At 65.0% G+C, this 13,085-nt stretch carries 12 protein-coding genes; all 12 read right to left on the reverse strand.

Annotated elements, in window-relative coordinates:
• Positions 1 to 758, reverse strand: a 758-nt coding sequence (locus MLGJGCBP_RS44425) for an enoyl-CoA hydratase/isomerase family protein (RefSeq protein ID WP_160104013.1), incomplete at its 3' end; no start/stop codon positions are given.
• Positions 759 to 970: 212 nt separating this feature from the next.
• Positions 971 to 1,987 (reverse strand): DUF7064 domain-containing protein, encoded by a 1,017-nt coding sequence (locus tag MLGJGCBP_RS44430; protein WP_160102574.1) that lies wholly within the window; start codon positions 1,985 to 1,987, stop codon positions 971 to 973.
• A 38-nt stretch (positions 1,988 to 2,025) separates the two neighbouring features.
• Positions 2,026 to 3,129, reverse strand: coding sequence for an NAD(P)-dependent alcohol dehydrogenase (locus tag MLGJGCBP_RS44435; RefSeq protein WP_160102576.1), 1,104 nt, complete (start codon positions 3,127 to 3,129; stop codon positions 2,026 to 2,028).
• A 45-nt stretch (positions 3,130 to 3,174) separates the two neighbouring features.
• A complete protein-coding gene (locus MLGJGCBP_RS44440; RefSeq protein ID WP_160102578.1) occupies positions 3,175 to 4,629 on the reverse strand; it encodes an aldehyde dehydrogenase in 1,455 nt (484 codons plus the stop codon).
• Entirely contained in the window at positions 4,626 to 5,195 is a 570-nt protein-coding gene (locus MLGJGCBP_RS44445) for a hypothetical protein (RefSeq protein WP_160102580.1), read from the reverse strand. The genes MLGJGCBP_RS44440 and MLGJGCBP_RS44445 overlap by 4 nt, the downstream gene beginning before the upstream one ends.
• Entirely contained in the window at positions 5,195 to 6,400 is a 1,206-nt protein-coding gene (locus MLGJGCBP_RS44450) for a phosphotransferase family protein (protein ID WP_236581618.1), read from the reverse strand. Before MLGJGCBP_RS44450 ends, MLGJGCBP_RS44445 begins: the two co-directional genes overlap by 1 nt.
• Positions 6,401 to 6,414: 14 nt before the next feature.
• Positions 6,415 to 6,885, reverse strand: coding sequence for a hypothetical protein (locus MLGJGCBP_RS44455; protein ID WP_160102584.1), 471 nt, complete (start codon positions 6,883 to 6,885; stop codon positions 6,415 to 6,417).
• Positions 6,885 to 8,096: a phosphotransferase family protein gene (locus MLGJGCBP_RS44460; protein ID WP_160102586.1), complete on the reverse strand. Its 1,212-nt coding sequence runs from the start codon at positions 8,094 to 8,096 to the stop codon at positions 6,885 to 6,887. Before MLGJGCBP_RS44460 ends, MLGJGCBP_RS44455 begins: the two co-directional genes overlap by 1 nt.
• A complete protein-coding gene (locus tag MLGJGCBP_RS44465) occupies positions 8,093 to 9,124 on the reverse strand; it encodes a DUF7064 domain-containing protein (protein ID WP_160102588.1) in 1,032 nt (343 codons plus the stop codon). The genes MLGJGCBP_RS44460 and MLGJGCBP_RS44465 overlap by 4 nt, the downstream gene beginning before the upstream one ends.
• Positions 9,121 to 10,209, reverse strand: coding sequence for an ABC transporter permease (locus MLGJGCBP_RS44470; protein ID WP_201453316.1), 1,089 nt, complete (start codon positions 10,207 to 10,209; stop codon positions 9,121 to 9,123). Before MLGJGCBP_RS44470 ends, MLGJGCBP_RS44465 begins: the two co-directional genes overlap by 4 nt.
• A complete protein-coding gene (locus MLGJGCBP_RS44475; protein WP_160102590.1) occupies positions 10,206 to 11,813 on the reverse strand; it encodes a sugar ABC transporter ATP-binding protein in 1,608 nt (535 codons plus the stop codon). The genes MLGJGCBP_RS44470 and MLGJGCBP_RS44475 overlap by 4 nt, the downstream gene beginning before the upstream one ends.
• Positions 11,810 to 12,970, reverse strand: coding sequence for a sugar ABC transporter substrate-binding protein (locus tag MLGJGCBP_RS44480; RefSeq protein WP_160102592.1), 1,161 nt, complete (start codon positions 12,968 to 12,970; stop codon positions 11,810 to 11,812). Before MLGJGCBP_RS44480 ends, MLGJGCBP_RS44475 begins: the two co-directional genes overlap by 4 nt.
• Positions 12,971 to 13,085 lie beyond the last annotated feature (115 nt).

The following is a 13,085-nucleotide window of genomic DNA, read 5'->3' on the forward strand; positions in this document are numbered from 1 at the left end:
TCGGGCATGTCGTCGCCGCGAGTGAGCAGTGCCTGCCCGCGATTCTCGAGTTCGAGCGCGGCGGCGTACGACGACACTTCCATGTTCGCGTGGAGCGCACGCTTCGACATCTGCACACCGGCAGGCGAATTCGCACTGATGAGGCGCGCCATCGCCAACGCCTCGTCGAGCAGCGACTCGGCCGGAACGACCGCGTTCAGCAGTCCGAGGGACTCGGCCTCCACGGCCTCGATGAAGCGACCGGTGTAGGCGAATTCGGCTGCGCGTGCCGGACCGATGAGGCGGGGCAGGTGCCACGAGGCTCCCAGGTCGCCTGCGGACAGGCCGATCCGCACGAACGCCGCGTTGAACCGTGCCGTCGGCGAACCGATCCGGATGTCGGCGGCGAGGGACAGGGACAGTCCGCCGCCCGCGGCCGCACCGTTGACCGCCGCGATCACGGGGACGCGGATGCTGCGGATCGCCGAGAGGGCGCGTGCAGCCAGTTCCTGCTGGTCCAGCATGCCCATTGGCGTCATCGAGGACAAACCTTCGGCGTCGTCGAGGTCGAATCCGCCGCAGAACGCCTTGCCTGCGCCGGTGAGGATCACGACGCGGAGGTCGTGTTCGTGATCCAGTTGCAGCGCAACCTTCTCCAATTCGATGAACATGGTGTTCGTCATCGAGTTCATTCGTTCGGGGCGATTCAACGTCACGACGGCGATGCCGGGTTCCGGCCGGTCGAGCGTGAACGTTTCCCATGTCGTGGGCTCGGTCACGAGGTCACTCCTTCTCAGTTCGGCGATCCCAGGTGGTCGCCGCAAGGCTTTTTCGTGGTGGTCCGGACGCCGATCGTCCGGCAGTTCAGGTCAGGTCTCCGCGGCGGCCTCACGTACGGCACCCGAGCGCAGCCAGTCGGCGGCGCGGCCGGGATCGATCCCCCAGTCGGTCGGTCGATGCAGGCGTCACCGCCGGCGCGGAACGAAACCCGTCAGATTCCAGGGCCGTACGCGGTGGACGTCAACCGACCGTGGCGAGATGTCCGTTCCGCGAGGAACTCGATGCCGTACGTGTCGGCCTGAAGGCCGAAACCGGCGCGGTCCCCGAGGTCGTAGCGCATCAGTCCCTGGAACGTGACATACGACGGACTGAACGTGTACCACGGTGCGTTCGCCACCGCGACACCCCGCACCGTCCAGCTCTCGCCCCGGCAGTCCGTCATGCTGATGACGTTCGAGAACGGCAGCAGGCCCTGTGCCTGCGCGCCGTGCATGGTGACGTCCGTGAGCCCGAAGACCCGGCCTTGGTCGTAGACGTAGCCGAATCGGAGCGGTTCGTAATTCACCTGGCCGCGATCGAGCTCGATACCGGTGACGACGTGGAAGCCGAGATCGTCGTCGAAGGGGATGTGGAGGTAGCTGATCGCGGCCTGCCCGAGCTCGGTGCGCTGTCCCCAACTCCGATCCATGCCCCCCATGGAGTCGACGGCGTAGGTCTTTCCACGCACCGTGAGGGTGCCAGTGACCCGTCCGACGAAGTCGAGGTGACCTCCCGCCCAGGCATCTCCCAGCCCGAGGTCGGTCTTGTCCGGCTGTCCGAGCAGCGGATTCTCGGACGGATCGTTCGGGTCCCAGGCTGGCATGACGCCCTCGAACACGAGATCGAGCGAACAGGCGTCCTCGGCGGGCGACTCGTACACGAAGTGATAGTTGTTGGGCGCCTTGGTCACCTGGACGCGCAATCCGTTCTGCAACGAGAAGTCGCACATCGAGTCCGGGCAGGGCACGTGCATGTGCGGGTCGGTGAAGTCCACCGAGAACGGGTGGTGGTTGTGGCCCTGGATCACATTGATCGAGGAGTACGACGCACCGACGTTCGGACGACATAGCACGTAGATGTTGCCGTAGATGTCCGCCTCGGGCACGGCGAACCAGAATCCGATCGTCTCCGCCCATGTCGTCATCGACGGGTCGCTGGGGTGGAAGTCTGCGTCGTGCGGGTAAATCATGAGGTCTCCGAATCACTAGTTTGGAATGGTGGTCCGTGTCAGGAGTCGGGAACGAGGACAACTTTGACGACCTCACCCCGGTGCTGGGCTGCGACCGCCTCGTTGATCTGCGCGAGGGGAAATGTCGTGATCAGTCGGTCGAACGGGAACCGCCCCGCCTTGTAGTGCTCGATGAGTTCGGGGACGAAGACCTGCGGATCACTGTCACCCTCGACGATTCCCTTGACGCACAGGCCCTTCTGCATCGTCGCGACGATGTTCAGAGGTAGGTCGACGGAGAAGTCGGCCGGTACTCCGACCAGACCGACGACGGCGTTGCTCGCAGCCGTCTCGATTCCCTGTTGGATCATCTCGATTCTCCCGGTGGTGTCGAACACGTAGTCGACGCCGCTCGGCGCCAACTCGAGAACCTGGCCGGCCGCCGGGCTGGCACCGGGATCGAGTACGCGTGTCGCGCCCAACTCCAGCGCCAGGTCACGTCGCGTGGCGTGCGGCTCGACGACGATGATTTCGGCGCAGCCCTGAATCACAGCGCCCATCACCGCGGCCAGGCCAACCGGGCCTGCGCCGAGGATCATCAGGCTCGATCCGGGTCGGCATGCCATGGACCGCATGATCGCTCCGGCCCCGGTCTGCAGGCCACATCCGAGGGGACCGACGAGTTCCACGAGCTCCGGATCCACCTTGACCACATTGCGTTCGTTCGCGATGGCGTGGGTGGCGAAGGACGATTGGCCGAAGAAGTGGCTGTGCACAACGCCCTGTTCGTCCGACATCAGCGTCGAGCCGTCCGGCCGGGTTCCGATGTAGTTCTCTTCGGTGAAACGGCTGCAGTACGCCGGACGTCCGTTCGAGCACGGGTTGCAGCTACCGCAGCTGCTGAAGGAGAGCGCGACAGCGTCGCCGGGCCGAACCGATGTCACCTCGGAGCCGACCATGACGACGATCCCGCTTCCCTCGTGGCCGAGCACCATCGGATAGGGCAGTCCGTAGATCCCGTCACGTGCAGCGAGATCGGTATGGCAGAGGCCCACACCCTTGATCTCGACCAGGACCTCGCAGGGACGAGGAGCGTCGAGATCAACCTCACGGAACTCGAGTTCGGTGTGGGGCGCAGTGGCAAGAGCGGCGCTAATTTTCATGATGCCTCCGGACAAATCGATACGGTCTGCGGGAATGTGACACGCTCACGAGAGCGTGGGGTCGAGGTAGACCGACTTCAGCTCGAGGAACGCGGCGAGGCCCTCGGGACCGAGCTCCCGCCCCAACCCACTCGACTTGACCCCGCCGAACGGTGCTGTGGGATCGTTCGCGTAGGCGTTGATGCCGATGGTTCCGGACCGGACCTGCCGCGCAATCCGCTCGCCACGCTTGGCATCCTCCGTCCACACCGTCCCGCCCAGCCCGTATTCGGTGTTGTTCGCGATGGCAACCGCGTCGGCCTCGTCCGTGTAGGGGATCACCGTGAGCACCGGACCGAAGATCTCCTCCTGGGCGATCACCGAGGTGCTGTCGACGTCGGCGAAGACCGTGGGCTCGACGAACCACCCCGCGTCGAGGTTCGGCCGCCCCCCACCGGCTGTGAGGCGGGCACCGGCGCTCTTGCCCTTCGCGATGTAGTCCTCGACCCGCGCGCGCTGCCGTTCGGACACTAGGGGTCCGACGGTCGTGTTCCGGTCCAGCGGGTCACCGACAACCTGCGATCGGGCCAGATCGGAGACCACGTCGACGATCTCATCGTAGCGCGACCGCGGGGCGAGGATTCGCGAGTTGAGCCAGCACACCTGACCGTTGTTGAGCAGGGTGACGCCGTACAGGCTGTCGAGCCGCGAGGTAAGGTCAGCGTCGTCGAGGATGATCGCCGCCGACTTTCCCCCCAGCTCGAGCGTGACCGGACGCAGCAGGCGACCACAGGTCTCGGCTATCGAGCGCCCCGCCGCGGTGGATCCGGTGAACGACACCTTGTCGATACCGGGGTGCGCAACAAGATGCGCGCCGACCTCGCGGCCGCCGGGAACGACGTTCAGCACACCTGCCGGGAGACCGGCCGCATGCGCCGCCTCCGCCAACAACATCGCGTCGAGAACGGTCTCTTCCGCGGGCTTGAGTACCACCGTGCAGCCCGCGGCAAGTGCCGGCGCCACCTTCAGCGACGAGATGCCCTGGGGAACGTTCCACGGAGTGATTGCCCCGACGACGCCGATGGGCTCGCGTACCACCAGGGTTGTGCCGCCGAGCAATCCGGGTCGGCGCTCTTCTGCAGGGAGCTCGCGCATCAGGTCCGCGTAGTAGCGGATCATCACAGGCGGGAACGAGCCTTCGAAGCCTTCTGCGACGGTGATGGGCATGCCGTTCTGCATGCTGACCCGCTGCGGCATCTCACCGGCGCGATTCTCGAGCTCGGTCGCAAACCGTTCGAGCGTCTCCGCGCGTCGAGTGGGCGTCCAGCGCGACCAGCCGTCCGGGTCGTCGAAGGCCTTGCGGGCGGCGGACACGGCGTTGTCGATGTCGGCTCCGCCGGCGCGGGGTACGGAGCCCACCCGCTGACCCGTGGCAGGGTTGATCACGTCGAGGGTCTGCCGACCGGCGGGAGCAATCCAGTCGCCGCCGATGTAGAAGTGGGAGTAGTCGAGTGTGTTCACTGGCGCTCCTGTGATAGTTCCGAGGGTTGGCGATTGTGCTCGCTGCCGATGCCGTGAAGCGCGTGAAGATCACCGATCGTCGACGGCTCGGGGTCGAAGCCCATCGGTGCGAGCCACGCCCGGTCCGCCTCCACGCGCTCGCGCATCGCGTCGAGAACCAGGCGCTGCAGCCGCGCCGCCACGACGCCGTCCCCGTGCTCCGAGGTCCGACGGACAACGGCGAACATCCTCCGCTGCAGCAGGTCCATGAGGTCCATCAGTTCGTCCGGTTCGAGCGACTCCGCTCCCCTGGCCTGTGCGAGTGCGTCGGACAGCGCGACGACGGCCGAGCCCGTGGGGTGGCCGGCCTCGACGACAACCGATTCGGCCAAGCCGACGGCATGGCGTAGCTGAAATGCGATCCGGGGGCCGACAAGGTGCACGCGATCCGCAACGAACTGCAGGAAGTCCCGGATCAGGTGCGCCTGTTCGACAGCAGGTCCGTCACCGCTCTCCAGCAGCGCCGGGATGACTAGGTTGTCCATGGTCCGCGCCGATGCGCGAGCAGTGGTGGGGATGTGATCCATCAGAGCACCTCCTCGAGTTGGTGGGTCAACTGCCGGAGCAACGTCGGGACCGTGCCCTCGAGACGCGCCAGGAGCGGGTCCTGGTGTGAGCGGCCGAGTCGTGCGACTCGCATCGCGGTCGCGAGCGTCTTGACGACGGCCGAGTAGCTCGCGAGGACCGAGTACCAGCGGAGCCGATTCGGATCGACGCTCAGCCCCGAGGCCGCCTCGTAGCGCTCGAACAGTTGCTCCACCGGAAGCAGGCCCCCGGCGAGCAGAGTTCTGCCGTCCTCGGCGATATGGCCGTAGAGCGGCTGCGTCGTGTAGGCGAGGTCAGCGTGGCGATCACCGAGGTGCCCGGATTCCCAGTCGAGTACACCGAGGATCCGACCGCAGCGCTCGTCGAAGAGGAAGTTGCCGCTGCGATAGTCGCCGTGTACGACGCTGACGCGGTCGAGGACGGGGAGATTGTTCTCCATCCAGAGGGCCGCCAGATCCATCAGCGGGCATTCCTCCGCTCGGTCCAGCTCCCAGAGCTGACGTTCGAAGTTCATCCGCCACAGAGCGTTCTGCGTCGTTCCGACTTCGGGCACGGTCAGAGCCGGCGTCCCCATCCCGTCCGCGGGCAGGCCGTGCAGTGTCGCCAGATTGTCCACGAACTGGGGCGCGAGGGTGGCGCGCAGGCGCTCTCCGAAATTGGTCCCGAGCCCGGTCACCTGGCCGGAACCCGTGTCCGTGGGCTTGGTGACACCAGGAATCATCGAGCACACTAGGGCCGGCTCGGGAAAATAATTCGCGTCCTGATCCACCCACAACACCTGTGGAGCCGCGATCGCGCCACCGATCGCGGCGAGCAGATCACGCTCGACCGTCTTGATTGTGGCGTTGAGGGTCTCTGCAGGGTCCATCCGCACCAGAAGCCCCCGAGGTTCCTCGTCGGGAAGCACGAGGGTGAAGGCCATCTGAATCTTGGAGGCACCTCCGGTGAGCCAGCGGGCGCCGGTCACCATTGCTTCCGTACCACATTCGTCAATGACGAGACGTCGGACAGCAGCGGTCATCGTGTCAAGATCGACCCCCGTCCACTCGCGGCCCGCGCGGCGGGCGAACTTGAGGTCGATCGCGTGTTGAAAGCTGGGATCGGTCGGGAACCTCGCTCTCAGCTCGGCCCTACGCTTGCCCGACGGGTCGTCGTTGTCCAGCAACAGGGATGTACGGCGCATCATTGTTCCACCTCGCGTCATGACCAGGCCTCGGTGAGACTCGGGATGGATTCGGGTTCCGGGTCGAAGCCGAGCGGCGCGAACCACGCTCGGTCGGCCTCCACCCGTCGTCGTTCGCTCGCCAGGACCAGCCGCGCGATCGAGCGACGTGTGTCTTCGTCGACCAGTGACGGCCAGCTGCGCAGAAGGTCCCGCACCACACCGGTGGCGTCCTCCTCCCGACATGCAGATCGCAGCTCGGCAGCGATGTCCGGATCCGTGGAAGCGACCACACCGGCAAGCTCGCCGGCCAGGTGGACAGCTGTGCGCGTGGAGAATTCGTCCCTCTGCGGAAGGATGGACATCCGATGTTCGAGGAATCGAAGGGCATCGACCACCAGGCCGAGCTGGTCCTGCGCCTGAGCGTCGGCGGTAGCCTGCACTGCGGGTCTGACCACGGTCTCCAGCGCTCGGATCGATGCACGCACCGAGATGTTGCTGTAATCCATCACACCACTCCGTCCAGGAGACGCAACAATTCGAGTTCGATGACGCTCCGCGAGCCCTCGAGCCGCGCCAGAAGCACGTCTTGATGTGAACGACCAAGACGTGCAACCCGATAACTCGAGGCAATGGTCTTGACCATCATCGAGTAACAGATGAGCACGCGGAACCAGGTCAGCCGTTTCTCGTCGACACCGAGCCCGGACGCCTGTTCATATCGGGCGAGCAGTTCGTCGATCGGGAGCAGTCCGCTCGCGAGGAAGCTGGACCCGTCCTCGGCGAGATGTCCGAACAGCGGCTGTATGCACCACGCAAGATCCCAGTGGCGGTCTCCCAGGTGGGTGAGTTCCCAGTCCAGCCAACCGGTGATGCTCGCCGATGCCTCGTCGAAGAGGAAGTTACCGCTACGGTAGTCGCCGTGGACGACACTGACCCGATCGAGGATCGGCAGGTTCTCGTACATCCATGCCGAGGCCAGCTCCATCAGCGCACAATCCTCACCTCGGTCCTCCTCCCAGATCCGCCGCTCGTAGTTGAGCCGCCACAGCGCGTTCTGCGTGGTACCGATCTCGGGTCGCGCAGTGTTCTTCAGCCCGGCCTCCGCGAGATCGCACAGGTGCAGTGCCGCGAGGTTCTCGACGAACTGCGGTGCAAGCCGGCCGCGGAGATCCGGGCCGAAGTTGGTGCCCAGACCGACGACCCTGCCCGTCTGCGCGGCAACGGGCTTCGCGACACCCGGAATGATGCCGTAGACCAGCGCCGGCTCCGGGAACCACGTGGCCTCCGCATCGACCCAGTGCGGTGTCGGTACCGGCAGCGTCCCGTTCAGTGCTCGAACCATTTCGAACTCGCGGTCCTTGTTTGTGGTGTTGAGCGACTCGCTGGGGTCCATCCTGAGGATCATGTCGTCCCGGCGCCGGGCACGGTCGGGTCCGATCCATTCCAGCGTGAACCCGAGCTGAATCTTCGAGGCGCCGCCCGTCAACCAGCGTTCACCACTCACGACGAAGTCATCGTGCAGCACATCCGTCAGCATTGCCCGAAGGCACTGCGCCAGCTCCTCGGCGGTGACCGGTCGGTACGGTCCGTCGGACCGTCGAGCCAGCTTCCGTGCGAGCGAGAGCTCCAGGTCGGGATCCGTCTGGAACTCCGCGGCGAGCCGAGTAGCCAGCTCAGACGACGGAGCATCGTTGGCCGCGACGTCGAGCGCGGTCATCGCGTCACATCGCTGAGGGCGCTACGCAGTTCCGCGATCCCGTGACGGGACATGCGAGCCGCGAGGAATTCGAGGCCGTAGACGTCGGTCATCATGGCGTGTCCGACACGCCCCGCACCGTCCTCGTACTTCATCAGGCTGGAGAACGAGCAGGTGAACGGGTTCCAGGAGTACCACGGGGCGCCGCCGACGGAGACACCGCGGAACTCGTACCGCCTGCCGCGTGAATCCCGCGCGCGAATGTGGTTGCGAACGGGGATCAGGTTCTCAACCTCGGCGGTGATCTCCGCGGAGGAGATGCCAACCAACTCCCCGTCCTCAACGACATAGCCGAAGCGGAGCGGTCCGTAGGTGACCACGCCGTTCTCGAGTTCGAGTGCAACTGCGAGGTGCATGGCGAAACGCGGGCCGAGGGTCACGTGCAACCATGTGACGGCGACATCCTGGCCGCCCGTCTCCGGGCGCGGACCCCAACTGTGATCCATGCCCTCCACGCAGTGGACGTCGTAGTTGCGGCCGCGCAGACGCAAAGTACCCGTAATCTCGTTGACCAGGTCGAAGTGGCCGTGCGCCCACCCCGCCCCCAGCCCTGTCTCGCTCGCAGCGACCACACCTTCCGGCGGAAGCAGCGGATTCACGCTCGCGTCGTGCATGTCCCACGGCTGCATCACCGGTCTGAAGTCGAGGTCGAACTCGCACTTCCCGTCGTCGCTGCGGTAGCCGAAGTGGTAGCCGCAGTCGTCGTCCACCGTCACGGACAGGCCGCTGTCGAGGCGGAAGTCAGACAGGCTCGTGGGACAGGGGAGGTGCACTTGCGGGTCGTGAAAGTCGATCTCGTAAGGGTTGGGGCACAAGCCCTGGTGCACGTTGACACAGGAGGTGACCACACCGAGATTCGGGCGCGCCAGGACGTAGACATTGGCAAGAATGCCCGCCTCCGGCACGGAGAACACGCCCCCGATCGTTTCGGTCCACGTACGGTCCGTCCCGTCGTTCTCGTGAAAGTCGAAGTCCGCTCGGGTGATCACTTGATTGCCTCCTTGGCTGCCGTGTCGATTTCCATTGCGAGTTCCGCCTGAGCGGTCCCACGTCGTCTGCGACGTTCGCGGACCACCGACGAGACCGATACCGCGACGACCAGTGCGCCGCCGTAGAAGAGTTGTTGAACGTAGGTCTGTGCACCGAGCAGTTGCAGCCCGTTGATCCCGGTCACCAGGAAGTACACCGCGATGACGGAGCCGAAGACGTTGAACCGACCCGGCACGATCGAAGTGGCGCCGAGGAACGCCGCGGCGAACGCCGGCAACAGCAACTCGGCCCCGCCCGTCGGCATGGCGCTACCGCTCGTCCCGACATACAGCACCCCAGCGAAACCGGCCAGGGCGGAGCACAACACAAGCCCGGTGACACGAACTCGGTTGACCTTGATTCCCGACAGAGTCGCGACGTCACGGGCCTGCCCGACGATCAGCATACGCCGACCAAAGGGTGTGTAATGCAACAGATAGAAGAGCACTACGGCGATGATCATCGCGTAGTAGAACTCCGGAGCGATCCCGAGAATTCGATAACCCACCACTGCGTCGACAAGCCCCTGAGACACACCTGCAACGGTCGCTTGGTGGCTGATCCAGGCTGTGATGCCGGTGATTACGCTTCCGGTGCCCAGCGTCACGATCAGAAGATCGACGTTCATGCGGGTCGCGACGATTCCGTTGAAGAGACCGATCGCGGCGCTGACGACGATCGCGATCAACACGGCGATCCACGCGGTGACTCCGTGCTGAACATTCAGGATTGCGGTCAGCATCGCGGAGAGGCCAACGACCGAACCCACCGAGACGTCGAGGTCGCCGACGGTGAAGGGTATGACCACCGCCAGTGTGACCACCACGAGGACGGCTTGAGAGGAGAGGATGGACGAAATGTTGGCCTGAGTCAGGAATACCCCCGGCATCAGAATCGCAAAGAGGACGATCACCGCGATCCACGTCACCGGCAAGGCCACCGGTTCGAGATCCCATCGCCGCCCCGCACGGCGCTGCGGAGTTGTCTTCGATCGCTTCGGCGCGGGCGATACCCGCTCCACTGTCGCTTCCCCGGAGATGCTCACGCTGCCTCTCCTCCTTCGCTACTCATGCCCGGTCTGCCCGGGAGTTTCAGGGTTTCCGCGGCGATGACATCTGCCGACAGTTGGTCACCGGTCAGCGTCTTGAGGACGATTCCGTCGGCCACGATCGCAACCTCGGTGCACAGCTCGGCAAGTTCGTCGTAGTCAGAGCTCGCCACCAGGACGGGACATCCGGCCGCTGCTTCCCGGACGTATCGCCAGATATCGTGGCGTGCACGTACATCGACGCCCTGACTCGGCTCGTGGAGCAACAGCAGGGATGGCTGCTTCTGAAGCCACTTGGCGATCAGGACCTTTTGCTGGTTGCCTCCAGAGAGGGTGTCGACCCGCGCGGCGGGACCGGTCGCCACGATGCCGTAGCGCTTGATGGCATCGGTGCTACCAGCCGTCGCTTCGGCCAATCGGAGTCTGCCCTTACGGAAATAGTGATTCAGCACCGGCAACGTCACGCTCTCTTCGATGCTCGCGCTTCCGGCGACACCTTGTGCCAGCCGGTTCACCGGGACCAGCGCGATACCGGCAGCGATGGCAGCAGCAGGATTCAGCTTGTCCAGCTGAACCCGGGTGCCATCGAGTTCGAGTACACCCCTTGCTTTGTCCGATGCCCCGAAGAGCGCGTACAGCACCTCCTCGTAGCCACTCTCCGCGAGCCCGGTGAGGCCGAGGATCTGCCCTGCTCGCAGACGCATGCCGAATCCGCTCAGATGTTGGGTGTGCAGATCCTGCACCGCCACACTGTGTTCGAGCGTGTCGCCGTCCGGGTTCGCAGGCGCCGGCACGGTCGAATCCGAATCACGCCAGCCGGAGCCCACCGCGAGCTCGACGAGGGTGTTCTCCGTCGTGGTCGAGGTCTCGACCGTGTCCCTGATCCGCGCGTCGCGCAGGATGGACACCCGCGAGGTGTGTTCCAGCAACTCACTCAGCCGATGGGTCACGAGGAGAACTCCGTGACCGTCGTCGATCACACGATCTAGCATGTCGAACAGGACGCCGACTTCCTTCTTCGGCAGGTAGACGGTCGGCTCGTCCAGCACGAGTATCGCGCTCCGGCGCTCAGCTCGGTCGTCACGCATCGGCGCGAGCGCTCTCGCGATCGCCACCTGTGCCCGTTCGAGCGACGTCAGGGAACCGACTGTTGCACGTGGGTCGATGTTGAGCCCGTACAGATCGAGCGCACTGCGTGCCTCCGCGAACAGCGACCCCCAATTGATGTGTCGGTGACCGCTCGCGAACCGGTGGATCAGGAGGTTCTCCCCCACGCTGAGGGAATCGACCAACCCGAGATTCTGGTGGACGAACCTGAGCCCGAGACGGTCGGACTCGCTTGTGGTGAGGGGCAGCGGGATGTCCTCACCCCGAAGGCGCAGTGACCCCGAATCCGGTGTCACGACGCCGGCGAGGACCTTGATCAGGGTGCTCTTGCCTGATCCGTTCTGCCCCAGCAGTCCGTGAATCTCACCACCATTGAGCGAGAGCGTCGCGTCACTCAGCGCCCTCGTCGAGCCGTAGGACTTCGACACATTGCTGAGCTGAAGGAGCGGTTCCTCTGTCCGACCCGACTCCGGTGTCGTGGATTGCGTGTTCACCCGTTCACACTCCAGAGTTCGAGGTAGCCGTCGACGTAGGCGTCGCCAAAGCCGCCGGTGTACGCCGGAGCACCCGCCTCCGACACGTTCGACTTGTCGAAGAGTCGCGCGGGCGTGGTTTCGAGGGCCGGCGCCATCCCCAGCATCAGGCGGAATGCTTGATCCAGATTCGCGTAGGCCGACCACCTGATCGGCTCGGCGACGTCGGCAATGACCGGGCTCTTCGGGTCCGCGAGGAGAGCCATGACATCCGAGGTGCCACCGAACGAGACCACCTTCGTACCCTCGGATCGGTTGGCCGTGTTCATCGACGCGACCACCCCCGTGACGAGGATATCGAAGGTCGGCACGATGTAGTCGATCGTGGGGTCACTCGTCAGTGCGCTCGTAACCGCCTGCAGCGCACCGCCGCTGATCTGATCCAAGGTCAGGGTGATTTCCTTGACCCGGCAGCCGGGGCAGTTCTGCTCGTACTCCTCGCTCTGCGCCTTGTTCACGATGTCGCCCGAATTGATGCCCTGAATTCCCACCATCAGGACGTTGGCCTTGCCCTTGGAGTCGTTGATGACGGCGTCGGCCATCATCCGACCCGAATCCGCGAACGGGCCGCGAACGATGGCATCGAGCCCCTCACAGCCGGTGCACGCCGGAGGGTTCGGGTCGCCCTTGTCCCAGATGTGCGAGGCGACAACGGGTATACCGGCCTCCCCGGCTGCCTTCAGCTGAGGCTGGAGCTGACGCGGGTCGGGAGCGGACTCGAGAAAGATCAGATCCGGCTTTGCCGCAATCGCGGCGTTCATTCCCTGCACCCACTCGGCGACGGTGCCCTGGTTCGTGTAGAAGGTGATGTCGATCCCCAGCTTCGAGGCGATCTCCTTCTCCGCCTCCTCCACCTGTACCTCGAACGCCGACCCGCTGGTGATCGGGATGACGAATATGCGCTTCCCGCGCAGTTGGGAGACGTCGAGCGCGGGACCCGGGGCGGTCCACTCGGGAACCTGACCATAGGACTCGACGTTGGCCGCAGCCGCGGAAAGCTGGGCCTCGGATGTCGCCCCTCCACCGTTCGTTGCGCCTACGCCACACGCGCCGAGCGACAACGCACCCGCCATGGCGATCGAGATTGCGCCCAGGGCACGCCGCCGAGGACGGCTCATTCCAGCAGGCTTGTTCCAATGCATGAAACAGGTCCCTTCATAAGTTGAATGTGCGCAGGCAATGCTGCGGCGTAATGCATTACCCACCCGGCAAGCCGAGTGACTTGTGTCACGC

Source organism: Rhodococcus sp. T7 (assembly GCF_009872365.1).
In the GTDB taxonomy this organism is placed as follows: Bacteria; Actinomycetota; Actinomycetes; order Mycobacteriales; family Mycobacteriaceae; genus Rhodococcus_F.

Excerpts from the sequence above, each read along its gene's own strand:
- MLGJGCBP_RS44430 (WP_160102574.1), bottom strand. The coding sequence starts at position 1,987 with ATGATTTACCCGCACGACGCAGACTTCCACCCCAGCGACCCGTCGATG.
- MLGJGCBP_RS44450 (WP_236581618.1), bottom strand. The coding sequence starts at position 6,400 with ATGATGCGCCGTACATCCCTGTTGCTGGACAACGACGACCCGTCGGGC.
- MLGJGCBP_RS44455 (WP_160102584.1), bottom strand. The coding sequence starts at position 6,885 with ATGGATTACAGCAACATCTCGGTGCGTGCATCGATCCGAGCGCTGGAG.
- MLGJGCBP_RS44435 (WP_160102576.1), bottom strand. The coding sequence starts at position 3,129 with ATGAAAATTAGCGCCGCTCTTGCCACTGCGCCCCACACCGAACTCGAG.
- MLGJGCBP_RS44445 (WP_160102580.1), bottom strand. The coding sequence starts at position 5,195 with ATGGATCACATCCCCACCACTGCTCGCGCATCGGCGCGGACCATGGAC.
- MLGJGCBP_RS44460 (WP_160102586.1), bottom strand. The coding sequence starts at position 8,096 with ATGACCGCGCTCGACGTCGCGGCCAACGATGCTCCGTCGTCTGAGCTG.
- MLGJGCBP_RS44480 (WP_160102592.1), bottom strand. The coding sequence starts at position 12,970 with ATGAGCCGTCCTCGGCGGCGTGCCCTGGGCGCAATCTCGATCGCCATG.